This is a genomic window from Paenibacillus tyrphae (assembly GCF_027925525.1).
GTDB lineage: Bacteria > Bacillota > Bacilli > Paenibacillales > NBRC-103111 > Paenibacillus_G > Paenibacillus_G tyrfis_B.
In genome coordinates this window covers 1-17,391 of the sequence record NZ_BSDJ01000025.1, presented here as the reverse complement: position 1 = coordinate 17,391, position 17,391 = coordinate 1, and the positions used below count along the sequence as shown (strand labels likewise).

Below are 17,391 nucleotides of genomic sequence, written 5' to 3'. Positions count from 1 at the left end.
AGGAAGCGATTCGCATGTTCTTAGTTATTGGTCTTGGATCGATGGGGAAACGAAGAGTGCGGGATTTGCTTGCTCTCTCGGGACAACGTGTCATTGGCTTCGATCCCCGTCCGGACAGACGCTCGGAAGCGGAAGCGAAATTCGGCATTGAAACATTCGACTCGGTAGAACGGGCGCTGCAGCTTGAGCCGCGTGCGCTCATCATTTCCACACCTCCCGATAAGCACATGCCTTATGCGCATCTGGCTGCGGATTTGGGGCTCCCGTTCTTTACGGAGGCAAGCGTGACGAAGGACGGCGTTCCGGAGCTGGTCGCCAAACTGCAGGAGAAGCCTGGACTTGTTGCCGCCCCCTCCTGTACGATGCGGTTTCACCCCGCAGTGGCTTTGCTCGCGAAGCTGGTGAACGAGAAGGCGGCCGGCGGGAACTGCTTCTTTATGTACCATTCCGGGCAATATTTGCCCGATTGGCACCCCCACGAAGATTACCGCACGTTCTATGTCTCGCGCAAGGAGACGGGGGGCTGCCGGGAAATCGTGCCTTTCGAATGGGTCTGGCTCACTTCGTTGTTCGGGCCGATCCGGGGTGGCTTTTCCCTGAAACGAAAAGTGACCACGCTGGAGACCGATATCGACGACGTATACCAGATGGTCATGGAATTCGAAGACGGCACCTCGGGGCAAGTCACGGTCGATGTCGTATCGCGCAAAGCGACGAGAGCCTTCTCCCTGCTTGGAGAGCAGGGGACGATACAGTGGAATTTCTCCGATTCGGTAGTACAGGTATACGACGGGATACGGCGGACGACCAAGCGGATTCCGGTCCTGAGCGGCGACAGGCCGTTTCAATATGAGGATATGTATGTGAGCGAAATGCGGGCTTTCCTGGAAGCTATCGCAGGCGGGAAGCCGTTTCCTCACGATTATGAGCAGGATTTGGCTTTGTTGGAATGGCTGGAGCAATTCGAGCGCGGAAAGTTAAGCTGAAGGCGGTGGAATCATGAAAATCGGCATGCTGATCACGGCCCGAAATAAATCGACGCGGCTCCCGCTCAAACTCTTGTACGAAATCGGGGGGAAGCGGGTGATCGATCGGGTGATCGAACGGTGCAAGGCCGTTGCGTTCGTCGATCAGGTCGTCCTGTGCACCTCCCCGCACCCGCAGGACGCGCTTCTTGCGGAGACGGCTTTCAAGCATGGCATTTATTACTTCACAGGCGATCCGGAGGACGTGCTCCTGCGGCTGTACGATGCAGCGACTTTTTTTAGTCTGGATTATGTGTTGTCCATTACGGCGGACGACCCGTTCTTCTCGGTAGAATACGCCAACCGGCTTGCGAATCAGGCTAAATTGACGGCTCCAGACTATATGACGGTCGAAGGGCTCCCGATCGGCGCAGGCTTATACGGGATTCGATATGAGGCGCTGAAGACGGTGATTGAATTCAAGCATCGCACCGACACCGAGATATGGGGCTATTGGCTGAACCGTCCGGATCTGTTTGACGTTCATTTGTTTCAAGCGGAGGCAGGGGAAGCCCGGGACATCCGGCTTACTTTGGATACGGCGGACGATCTCGCATTTTTACGGTCCTTGGCGGAGCATTTGAGTCCGCATGGCGGGATGAGCTACCGCTCGCTGCTGTCTGCGGCCGACCGGATGCCTGCGGAGCTGTTCGTCAATCGCCATGTACAGCAGCTGAAGCCGCCCGATGCGGTCATTGAGGATATCAACGAGCGCTATGCGAAGAAAAGGGAGCTGTTCGTCGCGATCAAGGAAGGCAATTATCTCAAACAACGGAGGAATCGCTGATGGCGCGGTTACTTGACTTATTGGAGCAGTTGCGGAACGGGACGAAGACATCCATGTATTGGATTGCGGAGCCCGCCTACGTCCACCAAGGGGAATACGATTATTTGCTGCGTTTGATCGATGCGCTGGCAGGCAAGGGAGCGGACGCGGTCAAGTTCCATATTATGCTGAATCCGGACGAATATATGGTTCCGGAGCATCCGCTATATAAGGAACTGCAGAAGTGGCTGTTCACCCGCGAACAATGGCGGGAGCTGTTTGCGCGCTGCCGCAAGCATGGCATGGAAATCGTCGGGCTGGCCGACGAGCTGCCTTCGCTGGAATTTCTCATCGAAGAAAATGCGGAGGCTATCGCCATCCATGCGACCAGCATCAACGACACGTATATGCTCAAGGGGCTTGCGCAAGCGAAGCAGCCGCTTTTCGTCGGGATCGGCGGGATCTCGTTTCCGGAGATCGAGTACATGCTGAAACTGCTCGGCGAGAAGCGGAATCTCATGATGATGTATGGCATCCAGGAATATCCGACGCCTCTTGAGCATGTGCATTTGCAGAAGCTTCCTTTGTATGAAGCGAAGTTTCAATGTCCGGTCGGCTATGCGGACCACACGGCAAGCCGGGAACAGCTCGGCCGTTATCTGGCCTTTGCGACGGCTTACGGCCTCGGCGCGCGCTTGTTCGAGCAGCATGTGACGCTCGATCTGTCCGTCAAGCGCGAGGATGACGAGGCGGCCCTGGAGCCGGACGCGTTTGCCGAGCTGCGCGGGCAGTTGGAGCTCGTCTCGCGGATGACCGGTTCTGCGGTCATGAATATCGGCACGGAGGAGCGGGCGTATTTCTCTGCCGTACGCAAGTGTCTCGTCGCAGGCCAGGATCTTCCGCAAGGAACACTCCTCACGGAGCAGCATGTCAAATACAAGCGGACGCAAACGCAGGGCGATATGGATCAAAGAGACATTGTCCACTTGCTGGGCAAGAAGCTGCGGGAGCCGGTCCGTAAAGGAGACGCATTCTGTTGGCGTCATCTTGGCGAGAACGGGCGGCCGTGAGGCGGATGTCCGCATGACGGACGGCCCGAATCGTCGCAGGAGGGAAAAGCATGTTCGGTGGGGATGAATTTAACGCGCATTTGCTGCTTCGATACGGCTATACTCACGATTTGTTCGAACGATTCTCACAGGTCGTCTATAAGGGGGTCGAGCTCCCGCTAACGCTATTACGGCCGTACCATGTCTTGATACGCGATTTCATCGACCGGAAACGGGAAGATGAATCGTTCGTCGAACGGAAACGCGGGCAATGGAGCTTCCGTTCGATGAACGACGTACAGCGCCATTTGCAGCGGCTGCCGCTGCAGCAGGAAGACTGGGGCAAGGACGCCAGCCGGGACATGATCCTGCTGTGCGGCCAATACGTCGATTTTGCGCTGTCCGAGCTCAGCGACCGCCGGGTGCTGCTGCTGCATTCGAATCCGTACGATCTTCGGGCGCTTCAGGGAAAATCGCTTCCTTCGACGTTCGAAGTGTACAGCCTGCACGAGCAGCTTCTGCGCAGCAGCGCGTCCCAGCAGGCCAAATCCGAGCTGTTTGCGTTAATCGATAAAGCGCTGGCCAATGAGGGGGCTGCAGAGCATGAAATTTTCTCAATGCCGCGGTTCCGCGAATGGATGTGCAGCTGTATCGGGCAAGGAATCGCTTTGGTCGATTTGTTGGAAGGGGTGCTGAAGCAGTACCCGGTCGGGGTGATCATGGATCATTCGGAGCTGATCTATCCCGGAAGCATTTTATCTCTTCTGGCGCGTTCGTACGGGTTGCCGTTCATCAATGTGCAGAACCATTTGACCAGCGACGCCTCGATGATCCCGACAAGAGCAACGCATTATGCGGTATGGGGGCCGAGCATGGCCGAGTGGCTTGTCCAGCGTGGAATTGACGCAAGCTCCATCGTGCAGGTGGGCAGCCTGCGGCTGGAGCATAACGAACGACGCATCCAAAAAACGCGCGAGCAACTGCTCCACGAATGCTGCGCGAAGCAGAAGCAGGCTCCTTTTGTTCTGGTCTACACGACGGAAAGCTATCCGGAAAGCATCAATTTTACCGTCATGAGATGGATGAGAAAGCTGGTCCGGATGCTTCCGGACGTTCTAGTGATCGTCAAGCCGCATCCGAGCGACAAGCTGTCTTACGAATCGTTCGTGTCCGAACGCATTCATCTGGCGCCGTCCGGCTACGATCTGCAGGATATCCTTAACGCGTCGGATTGCGTAGCGACCATTTCTTCGACGACGGCCATCGAAGGGGCCATGCTGAAGAAAGGCATCATCGTGCTGCAGCCCGAGCTCCCGTACGATTACCATATTAATTACAATGGCTATCCGTATTTTCTGGACAGGGGGCAGGCGGGGCCCGTGGTGCATTCCGCCCGGGAGCTGGTGGATTGCATCGCCGCTCTTCTTTCCCGGGAAGGGGAGGCGGAGGCGGTCGTGCAGGCCGGGCAGCAGTTTTTGAGGCAGATGGTGTTCACAGATGACCGGACGCCGAGCCAGAGGATGGGTGAACTGGTGAAGAGTCTGTTGGATAACGAATGCCGTCAGGCGTATATCCGAACCGAAGGACCGAAGCATGCATCAACGAATGAAAGCCTATTGCCGGGCGTGGGGGGGAATCGAATGGCTGACTTGAAGACGATCCACATTTGCTTAAAGGACTTTTTGATTATGGAGCTTCATACCTTGAATGTCGCGGAGGAAGTGACCAACCTGCTTGCCGCCAAGGTGAGGGAAGATCGAATCATCACCAACCAGGACATTAACCTTGTCAAAAATTTGCGGATCTTGGTCGATTCGTACACGAATACGATTGAAAATCAAAAATAACGAGGGGGGACCGGTATGAATCAGAGACAACGCAGACTGCTTCGCCAACTCCGGTTATTAAGAAGAAGCATTCGAAGAAATAGAAGGCTGTTGATTCGCTTGATCCACGATTTGGAGCATGGGGAAAGCTGCTAGATGTATGGCGGAGAGGAATGGAACCCGCATTTGCTTCTGCGTTACGGCTACACGCTGGATTTCTTCGAAGCCTTCGCTTCGCTTCGGATGCATGGAATCGAGCTGCCCTTGGCGCTGATTCGTCCGTATCATCACTTCATCCGCGATACGGTCGACCGGCGAAGGACGAACGACGCTTATGTGCGCGAACGAGGCAGCTCGTGGAACATGCACTCCATGTCCGATGTCCAGACGCGATTGCGGCGTCTCCCCGGGCAAGCGAGAAGCTTTGGGGCTGAGCCGGGCCGCGATACGATATTGCTGTGCGGCAATTACGTCGATTTTGCGCTGCGGCATTTAACCCCGCACAAAGTCATTTTGCTTTCCCACTATTTGTACGAGCGCAGATATTTGAAAAACAAAAAGCTGCCCGCGCAGTTTGAGATCTACCGGCTGGCAGATAAGCTGCTGCTCGGCACCCCCTCCAAGCGGGTGCGAAAGGAGACCAAAGAGCTGCTGCGGTCGTTCGATCGGCTGCACGCCGTCTTCCGCCGAGAAGAGGGACAGCATGAGGTGCTCGCCAGAGGGGCGTTTCGCCGCTGGATGCATGGGGAAATTCCATTTATCGTGGAATTGATCGATGCGCTGCACGAGCTGCTTCGTACCCGGCCGATCAAGCTGATTGTCGAGCATACGGAGCTGCCGCCCCGGCAAAGCATTCTTTCGCTGCTTGCCCGCATTCACGGCCTGCCGTTTCTTCATGTGCAGCATCATTTATCCAGCGACGCTTCCATGGTACCGGCCCGGGCGAGCCATTATGCCGTCTGGGGCCGGCATATGAGAGAATGGCTGATCCTCCGAGGGATTCCCCCTGCGGCCATCACGGAAACCGGCAGCGTCAGACTGGAGCTAAGCCGCAGGCAGGTTGTCCATACCCGCGACGACCTGCTTGCCTGCTGCGGATGGGAACCGGGCGTACCGATCCTCGTGCTGATGACGGAGCAGTATGACGCCTCCGTCAACTATAGCGTCGCTGCATGGCTGCAGGAGACCGTACGGAGCCTGCCGGTTTACGCGATGATCAAGCCGCATCCCGACGATCGGTTGAGCTACGATGCGTTTGTTTCGGAGCGTCTGGCAGTTGCTCCGCCCTTTTTTCATTTGGATGAGATGCTGCATGCGGCCGACCTGGTGCTGACCATATCGTCAACGACGGCGGTCGAAGCGGCGATGGCGGAAAAAGGAGTGATCGTGCTGCAGCCGGATATGCCGTACGATTACCATTTGAACTATAACGGCTATGTGCGGCATTTGGCGAAGGCGGAAGCGGGGGAAATCGTAACTTCCGGCAGCAGGCTGACCGCCTGCTTGCGGAAATGGCTGGAAGACGAATCGTTTCGTAGTACGTTGCTGACCAAAGGCCGGTCGTTTCTGCGGAAGACGTTAACCGGCGGGGAGCTGTCGCCCGGAGCGGCCGTTTACGGGCTTATCCGGCGGCTGCTTCAATCAAGTGGAAAGGAGCGGGCGCTATGATTGGAATTATTGGCGTCGGAGGACATGCCAAAGTCATTGCGGACATCGTAAGCTGCGGAGAGCGTGAAGAGCCGATTGCTTATTTCTCGGCGGGCCTTCCCCCTGCCTGGGCGAACCGTGCCGCCCATTACCGTGACAACGAGGAGCAACTGCTTGCTCTCCGGGCATCCGTGAAGGGCTGGCATGTGGCCATCGGAAATCCTGCGGTCCGGAAACACAAGCTCGAATGGCTGATCGCTTACGGGTTTCCGGTCATTCAGGCCGTTCACGAGCGAAGCGTTCGCGCGGAGTCGTCGGTCTTGGGGGAAGGCGCCAGCGTCATGGCAGGCGCCGTGATTAACCCGTATGCGGCGGTCGGGAGAGGCTGCATTGTGAATACGGCGTCCAGTGTGGATCATGATTGCAGGATCGGGCCGTATGTGAACATCAGTCCGGGCTGCCGATTGGCCGGCGGGGTGAAGGTCGGCGAATTAAGCGAGCTGGGGGCGGGAGTCATTGTCATTCCGGGCGTGACGATCGGGAAACGCTGCGTGATCGGTGCAGGCGCCGTCGTCATCGACAATATTCCCGACCATAGCGTCGCGGTCGGCGTACCCGCGCGGATTATTAAACGGTCATCAAATTAAACGACAGGAGAGTTATGTAAGATGAATATATGGAATCGTCTGTCCCAACAAGCGGAACAGCCGTATATCATTGCGGAAATTGCCGCCAATCATAACGGTGACATGGCTCTCGCCGAACGAATGATCGAGCAGGCGAAGGAAGCCGGTTGCGATTGCGTGAAGTTCCAGTCCTGGACGAAAACGAGCCTGATGGTCAAGTCGAGCTATGATCCGGAGCTGGAACGCACGCTGGATCAATACAGCATGACAGAAGAGAAGCTTCGGGCGATGAAGAGGCTGTGCGATCATATCGGGATTGATTTTGCGTGCACGCCGTTTTCCCGCAGCGAAGTCGATTTGCTGGTGCGGATCGGAGTGCCGTTTCTCAAGCTTTCCTCCACGGAAGTGACCAATCTTCCCCTGCTGCAGTACGCCGCCAGTACAGGTCTTCCTCTGGTCCTGTCGACCGGCATGGGAACGGAAGAGGAAATTCGGGAAGCCGTCCAGGTCGTGGAAGAAACCGGAAATACGAGGGTTGTGCTGCTGCATTGCGTATCGGTATACCCGCCGAAGGACGAGTACGTCCATTTAAACAATATCGATTCGCTGCGCGAACGGTTCGGCTATCCGACAGGGTTTTCCGACCATACGCTGGGGACCGCCATTCCGCTTGCCGCGGTCGCCAAAGGCGCCTGCGTGATTGAGAAGCACTTTACGCTAGATCAGAGCTTGCCCGGCTGGGACCATAAAGTGTCCGCCACGCCGGAGCAGATGAAGGAGATTGTAGACGGCGCCCGGCGTATCAAAGCGGCATTGGGCAATTACGAGCGGCAGCTCAGCGCGGAGGAGCAGGATAACCGGCGCATCTTTCGCAGAAGCATCGTGGCGGCAAGGGACATTCCCGCCGGGAAAATGATTGAAGCCGACGATCTGGATGCGAAGCGGCCCGGGACGGGGCTGTCTCCCTCGTTGATGAAGCACATGATCGGGAAGACGGCATCCAGAACGATCGGCTGCGACGAGCTTCTAAGCGAAAAGGATTTCGCGTGAGCGAACTATTCGCCGTCGGTCCATTTCGCTCCCATCAATTCCCGCACTAAGCGGTAAAGGCGTTTGGACGGTTTCGGCTGCTTGATCGTCAACGATTGCCGCAGGAAGCGTTTCGACTGAATGACAAGCTTCTTTCTGAACTTGTCATCGTCGTGCATCAGACGGGTCAAGCATTGTCGCAAATCGTCTGCGGAATGAACGATGGCTCCGGCATGGGCTTCGGCCAAATGCTTTGGATAGCTGTTGTTGTTAAGGATATAGTGGTAGCTCATGGAGGGTTGAAGAACGATTAACGGCTTCTCCAGCATCGCTGCCACCAACGCTGTTTCCGATACGACCGTAGCCGCACAATCGCTCGCATGCAGCAAATCCTGCAGCGAATACCCGTCCGGCATCAGCCGGATATGAGGGTCCGCATGCTCATGATAAGGATACCGGTCATCCGGATGTGTCTTAATTACTACCAGCACCGGCAACTCTTGTCCGGCTTGAGAAAACCAGCGCATGATCTGTTCGTTGGTTTCCACGACATAAGGCGAGGTTGTAAAGGCTACGATCCAGCGAGCATCCGATACGCCCAGATCGTTCAGCAAGTCCTGTTTCGTCTTCAGATCTCCCCTCTGAATATCTTCGAACCGCAAGCTGCCGATCGGTGTGATTTTAGCGGGGGAGATCCCATTTTCGATCATCCAGTTCCTGGTGTGCGAGCCGTATACGGCGTAACGGGAGGCGCGGGACGGGATAATATTAATATCGCTCAAGAGCCTGTTTTGCACCTGAACAAAAGAAAGCTTGTATTTTAAAGCGAGCAGAGAAAGGACGTTACCGGGATAAATCAGCTCCGAATGATCGAGAAAGAGACCGACGGGATGCTCCCGTATCAAGCGCTCGCCGACCTTGATTAAGCATATGGCATCTCTCGCCTGGGCGTAGAGCCAGTTTCCGAAATTCTCCCTTCCAAATATCGGATGGTCCTTATGCTTAGATACCAGGTCGTGAACCTGAAGCCATACGGGCTCGCAGAACTTAAATTGACGAATCTCCTCGACATAAGCTTGCTGGAAATAAAAAGTTTGAAAGCCGGGGGGAAGCGTTTTGTCTTGAACGGCGGTTTGATCGTGGCGGTTGCTGATGAGGACCAGCGCATTTCGATCGGGAAACGCCTTGAGCGCCGTATCCAGAAATTGACCGCAAAAGGCAATGGCATCGCGCTTCGGGTCCAGCGAATAGTCGCTAACCGTCTCCGGTATGTGCTGCATCCGGTCGTAATATTCGTGCATCCACCGCACTTGTCTGTTCGTCCGCTGCTGCGCTAAGATCTCGGGTTGCTGCAGTTGGGCGTCCACCGTTTCTCTTATATGGTAGTAGTAAGCGCCGAGCATGAGCAAAGGAAGCTTGATTCCTTCGTAGACGAGCGGTTGAAAGGCGGTAAACAAATCATCCGTATAGCCGTACCGCAGCAACATATGGTCGTTTATATGAATCTCGCTGTACATGGTTAACTTCCCTTCCTTTCATTTCTATCATTGGCCGCACAATATAATGTATGTCCAAGCGGTAGTCGGTGTTACCTGGCATGCGTTCATCTTTTGCACGAGTTGGAAATCGATTCATAGAATGGTTAGAAAGTAAATCATAAGCAATGAAGGGGGCCTTGTGTTGAATAAATACGAGATTCAAGCTGAGGAATATTTCAGAAGTATGAACGCCGAACCGGAATTCAAGCTCGTTCAAGAAGCGATGGAGCAATTGATTGCAAAGTATGAACTGGCCGATAAGAACGTTTTATGCATTGCGCCCGGAAGCGGGATTGAGGAATACTGGTTTTATCGGCACGGCTGCGAGCTGACGTTTGTGGACATCGATCAATACGGATCGATCGAACCTTGTTTGAAACAATATGCTGCGGACGCCCCGTCGCGGACATTGACTTATTACATTAGCGATGCCGCTCAATTTGCGGCGAAGGCCGAGCAGATGTACGACGCTCTCTATATCAGCGGAATAACCAATGACGAAAGCCGAAGAAGGAGCATTCTTGACAAGCATTCGGTATGGCCGGCGAACGAAAAGCCCTATCTTGATTTCGTCACGGCATTAGCCGGGAGAAATTTAAAACCGGGGGGATTATTCGTTTACCAGTCTTATTACGGTGGAGTTGACGCCTTATACAACAAGCATTACACCGGCCTTCTCAAGAAGCAATTAGGAGAAGCGGGAGTTCGTTTGCTCCATTATTATGTGTTCAATGCCGCCCATAGCGTCTCCTTGACGGTAGGCTTGAAGGGAAGCGGGCGGGAGGCGGACGATTATATGCGCCGGATCAAGCATCGTCCGGAGCTGACGCTATTTCACGGAAGGTCGGAATTAAACAGGCAGGGCATTCGGAAGGTGTACGATCGGATAGAATCGGGTAAGTAATTGATCTTAAAACCGAATGGACCGCATAGGCATTATAGAAGCAATTACATGCGGGGAGGAATGCCCATGTCGGATCTGTTCGTTGCTCGTTCGCTTGAAGAAATAAGGTTTTGGTCCCGTATTATGAAGGAACATTCCTTGTTTCTTAGACTAGGCTTCCGATGTGAAGATACTCAGTTGATTCATGAAGCCAATCAATTTTATGCGGTATTTGAACAAATTGAACTCAAATCGCACGCTTATGAAGCGAACACGGATCCGCAGACGATTCGCCAATTTAATGCGGAAGTTTACACGGCGGTTAGTTATATTTGGGCTTTTAAAAGAAAAGTGTTGGGGCTAATCCTGAGCTGCCAATTACCCGGGGCCAATAACTTCCCGCTATTGGTTGATCATATAAGCCGCGAAGCAAACTATTTTAGAAATCGGTTGGCCGAGCTGAATGCCGGAAGGCTCGAACCACTACCCGATGCCATTATCGACGAAAACGTATTTTTCTTAAAAATCATGGCCGACCATGCCAAATTCATCGGTCATTTGCTTGATCCGTCAGAACGAAAACTGGTGGAGCAAGCGCGAGAATTCAGCCATGATTTTGACCAGCTTGTCTTTCAAGCTATAGATTTAAGCTCCATGCGCCCCCAATCCCAGACGGTTCCTCTGCTGAGTCAATTTGTCGATCAGAATAAAGTATCCGTCAAATCTTTGCGCGACTTTAAGAAAACCGCGCGCGATTTAATAAACGACTGTCGTATAAAAAGCATTATTCATCCACTGTTAGCGGATCATGTATTTAGGGAAGCCGAGCATTTTCTTGTTATTCTAGATATGTTTGAACACTTTTTACAAGGACCGAAAAGATCCGAATCATAATGACGACAGGAATGAACGGGGTTAAGCGATGTTTCCAGTTACTTAGGAGCATCGTTTTTTTCTGAAAGAGGACAAAGAGCCTCTTTTTATTTGCAGTAGCGGCAGTTCCCTTGTTTTATTTACTCGTTCTTGGATAGTAAGAGAACCCTGGATATTTTACTACTGGCCATTTTTCCTTACGCAATACGCTTATTAATTCGGGGCCTGCATTTAAGTTCTCCTGTACTAATTGATGAGGTGTGAGCGCCATCCATTGGTTCAGAGAAACATCTTCAAAGCGATCGCTCTTAAACATCTCCAAAAACCACAAACTTTGATCACCCGTGTTCTGAATATAGTGCCCAAATGCAAACGGTACATAGCCTACATCCCCGGCACGATAATCGAAAGTGCGAGCTGCACCATTGCCCGCAAAAACCGTCATACGTCCCGTGCCTGAGATATAATACTGCCATTCGTCGTTGTTGGGATGCCAGTGCATTTCTCTAAGGGCACCGGGTTTAATTTCTACCAAAGCTGCGGCAATTGTAGTCGAAATAGGAAAGTTGGTAGAATCGACTATACGCACCGTCCCGCCTGGAGTTACAATCGGATCCTGTGCGAGCAGTCGATGTGAAAAGGTTTTTGGTACCGTACCGTATGGGTCTGCTACCTGTTGACTTTCAAGCGAACCAGGGACATTTGCTTGAAAAATGTATCTCTGTTGCTGTGGGATATGAGTAAAAGCGCTTATTGGAACACCAAAATTCGCCGATAATACGTCTTTAGGCGTATGTGCGAACCAATCAGAGATAGATAAAGTATTGAGGTCAGAAAACTTACCGTCGTCGAAGACAAGCAAGAACTCGCATCCTTCTTCCAACCCTTGAATAGAATGCGGTATTCCGGGAGGGAAGTACCACAGATCGCCTACGCCAACGTCGGCTATGAAGTTTCTCCCGTTCTGATCGACTGCCGTAATTCGAGCGCGTCCAACAAGCATGATAGCCCATTCCGCTTGCTGATGCCAATGTAACTCACGTACACCGCCCGGAGTTAAAGCCATGTTCACCCCTGCAAGAGTTGTCGCAATCGGTAGTTGCCTAACCGTCACTTCCCGTGACCAGCCGCCATGATTTAACTGCATATATGTGTCAGAAAAAGAAAACTTTAAGTTGGGAATCGTTCCGGCATCGGTGGCGGGCGGAACTAACATGTCGGGGTTCTCAAGGTCTCTTAAGACGTCCCGTGGGCCTAAATCCCACCAACCGGTACCATCATTCCTTATCGGTTGCGGTATATACCCATTCCTTGTTTCGTTCTCCAAATAAATCAACCCCTCGTTCTATACATTTTGTACTGGTCAGATGCCTAATTTAAGTTATGCATAGAATAAGGTTTAGGAAATATGTCCCCTTAGAGTCCGGATGTGTTGCACAGCGGCAGGGGAGTTTAAAGTACCTTCCATTCCTTTGCTCTTGAGTGGCGAACGAGCTTCGTAAAGCGTCTGGACAAGCAGTATTGTATGCGCTGAAAAACAAAAAGGTCCAGAAAATGTTTACTCCCCGTTTGTCTGGATCGCTCAACTAATGGCAGATAGTGAGAAAACTCCCGGATAAATGTTATATAATGTGAGCTAGTATGTATTTAGAATCTTCTAGGAGGGATTATGTTGCAGCAGATCTTTAGCGATATGATTAAGCAGGACGTAAAGCCGTTCCTTTCCAAGCGTGGCTTCGCCAAGAAGAGTTTGAATTTCAATAAGATAACAGAAAGCCTCATCTACATGTTCAATTTCCAAAAATCCTCTGGCAATTCAACTGATAATGTAATGTTTTATGTGAACTGCGGTATTTATGCAGTGGAGTTGGCCCAGATACAATCGAGAGAGATTCTGACAGCACCCCAAGAAGCGGAGTGTCACTTCAGAGCAAGAATTGGGGAAATTGTTAAGTCTGCTCCAGATCGATTTTCAATCACTCCTGATACGAGTATGGATGATTTAAGAAAAACGCTGCTAAGTGGATTAGAAGAGGTTATTCATTTTTATGATACTATGACCAGTGCCAGATCCATTGTTGATTATTATACTTCAGGTCCATTTTTACATCTGGGCGAAGAGAGCTTTCATTTGCTATTACAATCCAATGATGTAGCAGCGGCTAAACATTATTTGAAAGCTTTGCAGGGAAAGTATGGAACAGAAAAGCGATGGACCATATTCGAAAATAAATACAAGGCCATCTTCAATAAATACGGAGTGGAATTTGATGAGCTATAAGTCACCCTTTTAGAAAAGAGAAAAACTTGACATACACTGAACTTGAGGAACTAACAGGGGTACGCATGGGTTAGTAAGTTAATTAGGAATATGCATAACGAAGAAATTGCAAGATAGAGATAAATTGAAATATAATGGTATTTTAGGATATACCGAAAGTTCATTTTCTGGTGGGGTGCTATATAGTTGAGATTGTTGGAACATGAGAAGTAACTCCTTTGTTTATGGATAAGAGGCCCTCCCGTATTAACAGTTGAAGGTTGTTGCGTATAACAAATACTGTTAACAATCGGAGGTAATGAAGATGAAAAGAGATAGACAGTTTTTAGATACCATAGCAAATGCAAATCAAGACTTTTCAGGATGGGATTTCTCCTATATTACCGGGACTGGTCGAATGGCAAGTCAATTGCTCACTTGGTCCTACGGCAGTATGGCAGTATCTCTGGTTCAGCATGCTAACTCTATGTTGGATATGGGAACCGGGGGCGGCGAGTTCCTAGCCATGTTAAAGCCTCTTCCTAAACGAGTGGTCGCTACGGAAGGATACCTTCCTAATGTTCCAGTAGCCAGAAAAAGGTTGGAACCATTAGGGGTAGAAGTCGTACAGGTCGGGGAAGATTTAAAACTCCCGTTTAAAGACAACCAATTCGACCTGGTCTTGAATAGGCATGAAGCCTATTCTGCAGAAGAAGTAAGAAGAATTATGACAGAAGATGGGATATTTCTTACTCTACAATCAGGTGAGCTCGATTGTCGTGAAATAAATGAAACGTTTGAAGTTCCGCTAAATGACGAATATAAACATTGGAACTTAGAAACGGCAACAAGGGAAGCTAGGGCAGGCGGCTTTGAAGTTCTATCAAGTAAGGAAGAATTCCCGATTCAAAGATTTTATGATGTGGGCAGCTTGATTTACTTCTTAAACGCAACGCCGTGGCAAGTTCCGGGCTTTGAAACCGAAAAATATCTTGTGCAGCTATATAAAATTCATCAAATCATTCAAGAACATGGTTATTTTGATGTAACACAACATCGCTTTTTCATCAAAGCACGATCAATTTAGAAAATGGGAGCCTTCTTTAAGCGGAAGGCTCCTTTTCAGCATGGTGAGCGGATATCCGGACGAAACGTTCCAACTGAATTGTAACTCACACTTCGTAAAACGGTCCTTATCCGATCAAGGTGGGCTGATATAATTGCACGTCAACTGCCACCTGTCACCAGTCCATACATTCATTCTGTATTCTGCATATTGTAGGATTAGAGTTACCGGGAGGGATAAAGACGGTACTCAATACTATTTAAAGGAGTGTTGACTAATGAGTTCCGTTGGAGGTTTCGGTGGTTTTACTTCGACAGGCGTAATTCTTGTTCTTTTTATTTTGTTGGTAATTGTTAGTTGCAGCCTTTGGTTCTGACATTAAATCGAGTTTTATTTTGAAGGGGTCGCCGCAGGCGGCTCTTTTTTGTGCGGGAAGTCAGGTCTCCAACTACAACGAACAGGAACTTTTATGTCAGGCTCACAAACAATACAAACCCAAATAACCTTCTGTCACGCCAGCAAGGACAAGAGCCAATTTTTTCGCCTTATACGATAAGCGTCCATGAGCTTCCACCAATGGGAACATATCATTTAATTATGGTAAAAAAAATCCCAACCATTGTGCAGAAAGGGGCGGCCGCTTGATGAAAGGAGTTATTCTTGCCGGAGGATCAGGTACCCGGCTAAAGCCGATGACCCGGTTTCTTAATAAACATCTATTGCCTGTCGGTCCTTACCCGATGATTCATTATGCGATTTCCAAATTGGCCGAGGCGGGAATCACCGATATTTTACTCGTTACAGGAAAACACTTCGGCGGGTTGTTTATGGACTATATCGGCAGCGGCCGGGAGTGGAACGTCCGTATCTCGTTTAAAGTGCAGGAAGAGCCGGGGGGCATCGCTCAGGCTCTTGCCTTGGCGGAGGGCTTTGTTAATCCCTGTGAAAAATTCGTCGTGCTTCTCGGTGACAACCTGTTCGAAGACTCGCTGATGGAGGAATTCGCCCGCTTCAGGGAGCAGCCGGAGCAAGCCCGCGTGTTCTTAAAAGAAGTTGAAGATCCCCGCAGGTACGGAGTGCCGGTCATGAACGGCTCGCGTATTGTGCGGATTCAGGAGAAGCCGGAATTCCCGAAATCGTCCTATTGCGTAACCGGCATCTATATGTACGACGCCGGGGTGTTTGACATCATCCGAACGGTCCAGCCTTCCGCGAGAGGCGAAATGGAAATTACCGACGTGAACAATATGTATGCGGCCCGCGACATGCTCTCTTACAGCATTCTAAGCGGATGGTGGATTGATGCGGGAACCCACCTTTCGTTCAGGGAGGCCGCCCAAAGAATAGCAGGGGAGGTCACGCCATGAGGTGAATGCTTGTAACCTGGGGTTCATTGGCAGCAATTTCGTGCGTTATTGGCGGGAGCGCAGAGTTTTCCTTTCGACGAACGGCACGTCGAAGATGAGGTTTAAGCATTCCCTCGGTCTTGGTGACAAAACTGTTGTCGTGTTCATCCGGCAGTTTGCGTAAGCCGAACGTAGAGGCGGTGGAGCATATCGTTTATTTCGCGGAAAAGCTGCCGGATACGTTGTTTATGGTCATGGGGGAGCTTCCCGGTTTCTAATGTACGAAGCGCTGACCATCGGGACGTTGCTGTACGGGCTGGACATCAGACAGGGGCCTGATTCTGTGTTATCTGCAGGCAGGCTGTTATCTGTCTTTTTGTTGTTTTGGGAAGCAGCTAGTTAGCTGTAATATTTGGCAATATGCAATAGGGGCCGACAAATGCTTCGTGATCGATTATAGCCTGACAGCGGCTTCACGGCCCAATAACGCTTATGGTCAATGTGAAAAGAACAAAGGACAAGCTCTTAGTCCGGCAGGAACTTATAAACGCCATAATCTGAACGCCATGCTCGGGCATGGATTTTCCTTGCCTCGGGCGAGATGGTACATACTGCTCTTCCTGCTGGTTTGCCACGTACCCGGGAACGGTAGATATTCTGCTCAAGCAGGAGCAGATAATCGATTTTGCCAGGGAAGCCGAACGGCTTCAATTGTACCCGAAATTCTGAAGAGAAGTGATCGGTGTCGGGTATGCCATGTTCTGCGTGCGGATTTCCAAAAATTCGCTGTGTTCCGTCTGTAGAGTCTGTATCGCAATCGAAACGTAATCAAAGATGGATTTTGCTGCATCTAAGCATCTTGCAATAATTCGCGATTATTTTTTTACAATCATGCAGAGGTAAATTCTCTTTTCCGAAACGAAAAAAGAAGCTGCCGAGAGAAGCTCTCGACAGCCATTTTATTTTAGTGGAACCAATCTGTTGTAAATAAAAAGGTCATTACGGCCCGGGTACGCCAGTTTCGCCTTAAAGCAGCCCTTAAGGTCCTTGAGGTCCTTGAGGCCCTTGTACACCAGTAGCGCCCGTAGCCCCTTGAGGTCCTTGGTCGCCTTGAGGCCCTTGAGCACCGGTACCGCCGGTTGCGCCAGTAGCCCCTTGAGGCCCTTGAGCACCGGTAGCGCCAGTAGCCCCCTGCGGTCCTTGATCGCCTTGAGGCCCTTGAGCACCGGTAGCGCCAGTAGTACCTTGAGGTCCTTGATCGCCTTGAGGCCCTTGAGCACCGGTAGCGCCAGTAGCCCCCTGCGGTCCTTGGTCGCCCTGAGGTCCTTGAGCACCGGTAGCGCCAGTAGCCCCCTGCGGTCCTTGATCGCCTTGAGGCCCTTGAGCACCTGTAGCGCCCGTAGCCCCTTGAGGTCCTTGGTCGCCTTGCGGCCCTTGAGCACCGGTAGCGCCCGTAG

At 51.4% G+C, this 17,391-nt stretch carries 17 protein-coding genes; 14 read left to right on the top strand and 3 right to left on the bottom strand.

Annotated features, from left to right (window positions below; all coding sequences use genetic code 11):
* Nucleotides 1–14 precede the first annotated feature (14 nt).
* From QMG93_RS24795 to QMG93_RS24765, 7 genes are all read left to right on the top strand, one after another.
* Nucleotides 15–986, top strand: coding sequence for a Gfo/Idh/MocA family protein (locus tag QMG93_RS24795; RefSeq protein WP_281941263.1), 972 nt, complete (start codon nt 15–17; stop codon nt 984–986).
* 13 nt (nt 987–999) lie between these two features.
* A complete protein-coding gene (locus QMG93_RS24790) occupies nt 1,000–1,812 on the top strand; it encodes a cytidylyltransferase domain-containing protein (protein WP_281941261.1) in 813 nt (270 codons plus the stop codon).
* Nucleotides 1,812–2,861 (top strand): N-acetylneuraminate synthase family protein, encoded by a 1,050-nt coding sequence (locus tag QMG93_RS24785; RefSeq protein WP_281941259.1) that lies wholly within the window; start codon nt 1,812–1,814, stop codon nt 2,859–2,861. The genes QMG93_RS24790 and QMG93_RS24785 overlap by 1 nt, the downstream gene beginning before the upstream one ends.
* 50 nt (nt 2,862–2,911) lie before the next feature.
* A complete protein-coding gene (locus QMG93_RS24780) occupies nt 2,912–4,687 on the top strand; it encodes a CDP-glycerol glycerophosphotransferase family protein (RefSeq protein WP_281941258.1) in 1,776 nt (591 codons plus the stop codon).
* 135 nt (nt 4,688–4,822) lie between these two features.
* Entirely contained in the window at nt 4,823–6,334 is a 1,512-nt protein-coding gene (locus QMG93_RS24775; protein ID WP_281941256.1) for a hypothetical protein, read from the top strand.
* Nucleotides 6,331–6,960, top strand: coding sequence for an acetyltransferase (locus tag QMG93_RS24770; protein WP_281941254.1), 630 nt, complete (start codon nt 6,331–6,333; stop codon nt 6,958–6,960). Before QMG93_RS24775 ends, QMG93_RS24770 begins: the two co-directional genes overlap by 4 nt.
* A gap of 21 nt (nt 6,961–6,981) precedes the next feature.
* Nucleotides 6,982–7,989 (top strand): N-acetylneuraminate synthase family protein, encoded by a 1,008-nt coding sequence (locus QMG93_RS24765; RefSeq protein WP_281941252.1) that lies wholly within the window; start codon nt 6,982–6,984, stop codon nt 7,987–7,989.
* A gap of 5 nt (nt 7,990–7,994) precedes the next feature.
* Here QMG93_RS24765 and QMG93_RS24760 read toward each other — a convergent pair whose 3' ends face one another.
* Entirely contained in the window at nt 7,995–9,485 is a 1,491-nt protein-coding gene (locus tag QMG93_RS24760) for a hypothetical protein (protein ID WP_281941251.1), read from the bottom strand.
* A 163-nt stretch (nt 9,486–9,648) separates the two neighbouring features.
* Here QMG93_RS24760 and QMG93_RS24755 point away from each other — a divergent pair, with 163 nt between their 5' ends.
* Nucleotides 9,649–10,410: a hypothetical protein gene (locus QMG93_RS24755; RefSeq protein ID WP_281941249.1), complete on the top strand. Its 762-nt coding sequence runs from the start codon at nt 9,649–9,651 to the stop codon at nt 10,408–10,410.
* Nucleotides 10,411–10,476: 66 nt separating this feature from the next.
* Nucleotides 10,477–11,283, top strand: a complete 807-nt coding sequence (locus QMG93_RS24750; protein ID WP_281941247.1) for a DUF2935 domain-containing protein — start codon at nt 10,477–10,479, stop codon at nt 11,281–11,283.
* Nucleotides 11,284–11,398: 115 nt separating this feature from the next.
* Here the strand turns inward: QMG93_RS24750 and QMG93_RS24745 are convergent, their stop codons facing one another.
* Nucleotides 11,399–12,589: an oxalate decarboxylase family bicupin gene (locus QMG93_RS24745; RefSeq protein WP_413789333.1), complete on the bottom strand. Its 1,191-nt coding sequence runs from the start codon at nt 12,587–12,589 to the stop codon at nt 11,399–11,401.
* A 342-nt stretch (nt 12,590–12,931) separates the two neighbouring features.
* Here QMG93_RS24745 and QMG93_RS24740 point away from each other — a divergent pair, with 342 nt between their 5' ends.
* The 5 genes from QMG93_RS24740 to QMG93_RS24720 all read left to right on the top strand — a co-directional run bounded on the left by QMG93_RS24740 (nt 12,932) and on the right by QMG93_RS24720 (nt 16,212).
* Nucleotides 12,932–13,543, top strand: coding sequence for a DUF4304 domain-containing protein (locus QMG93_RS24740; protein ID WP_281941243.1), 612 nt, complete (start codon nt 12,932–12,934; stop codon nt 13,541–13,543).
* A 304-nt stretch (nt 13,544–13,847) separates the two neighbouring features.
* Nucleotides 13,848–14,609 (top strand): class I SAM-dependent methyltransferase, encoded by a 762-nt coding sequence (locus QMG93_RS24735; protein WP_281941241.1) that lies wholly within the window; start codon nt 13,848–13,850, stop codon nt 14,607–14,609.
* Nucleotides 14,610–14,865: 256 nt separating this feature from the next.
* Nucleotides 14,866–14,964 carry a YjcZ family sporulation protein gene (locus tag QMG93_RS24730; protein ID WP_233455179.1) on the top strand — a complete coding sequence of 33 codons (99 nt, stop codon included), beginning with the start codon at nt 14,866–14,868 and terminating at the stop codon, nt 14,962–14,964.
* 268 nt (nt 14,965–15,232) lie between these two features.
* The gene (locus tag QMG93_RS24725; protein WP_281941236.1) at nt 15,233–15,955 is read left to right on the top strand and encodes a sugar phosphate nucleotidyltransferase; all 723 of its coding nucleotides are present in this window, start codon (nt 15,233–15,235) and stop codon (nt 15,953–15,955) included.
* 134 nt (nt 15,956–16,089) lie between these two features.
* Nucleotides 16,090–16,212, top strand: coding sequence for a hypothetical protein (locus QMG93_RS24720; protein WP_281941234.1), 123 nt, complete (start codon nt 16,090–16,092; stop codon nt 16,210–16,212).
* A gap of 681 nt (nt 16,213–16,893) precedes the next feature.
* On the opposite strand, the gene QMG93_RS24715 is transcribed toward QMG93_RS24720, so the two are convergent.
* Nucleotides 16,894–17,391 (bottom strand): hypothetical protein (locus tag QMG93_RS24715; protein ID WP_281941232.1); only part of this gene is annotated, 498 nt, incomplete at its 5' end.

Excerpts from the sequence above, each read along its gene's own strand:
- QMG93_RS24795 (WP_281941263.1), top strand. The coding sequence starts at position 15 with ATGTTCTTAGTTATTGGTCTTGGATCGATGGGGAAACGAAGAGTGCGG.
- QMG93_RS24790 (WP_281941261.1), top strand. The coding sequence starts at position 1,000 with ATGAAAATCGGCATGCTGATCACGGCCCGAAATAAATCGACGCGGCTC.
- QMG93_RS24785 (WP_281941259.1), top strand. The coding sequence starts at position 1,812 with ATGGCGCGGTTACTTGACTTATTGGAGCAGTTGCGGAACGGGACGAAG.
- QMG93_RS24780 (WP_281941258.1), top strand. The coding sequence starts at position 2,912 with ATGTTCGGTGGGGATGAATTTAACGCGCATTTGCTGCTTCGATACGGC.
- QMG93_RS24775 (WP_281941256.1), top strand. The coding sequence starts at position 4,823 with ATGTATGGCGGAGAGGAATGGAACCCGCATTTGCTTCTGCGTTACGGC.
- QMG93_RS24770 (WP_281941254.1), top strand. The coding sequence starts at position 6,331 with ATGATTGGAATTATTGGCGTCGGAGGACATGCCAAAGTCATTGCGGAC.
- QMG93_RS24765 (WP_281941252.1), top strand. The coding sequence starts at position 6,982 with ATGAATATATGGAATCGTCTGTCCCAACAAGCGGAACAGCCGTATATC.
- QMG93_RS24760 (WP_281941251.1), bottom strand. The coding sequence starts at position 9,485 with ATGTACAGCGAGATTCATATAAACGACCATATGTTGCTGCGGTACGGC.
- QMG93_RS24750 (WP_281941247.1), top strand. The coding sequence starts at position 10,477 with ATGTCGGATCTGTTCGTTGCTCGTTCGCTTGAAGAAATAAGGTTTTGG.
- QMG93_RS24740 (WP_281941243.1), top strand. The coding sequence starts at position 12,932 with ATGTTGCAGCAGATCTTTAGCGATATGATTAAGCAGGACGTAAAGCCG.
- QMG93_RS24735 (WP_281941241.1), top strand. The coding sequence starts at position 13,848 with ATGAAAAGAGATAGACAGTTTTTAGATACCATAGCAAATGCAAATCAA.
- QMG93_RS24730 (WP_233455179.1), top strand. The coding sequence starts at position 14,866 with ATGAGTTCCGTTGGAGGTTTCGGTGGTTTTACTTCGACAGGCGTAATT.
- QMG93_RS24725 (WP_281941236.1), top strand. The coding sequence starts at position 15,233 with ATGAAAGGAGTTATTCTTGCCGGAGGATCAGGTACCCGGCTAAAGCCG.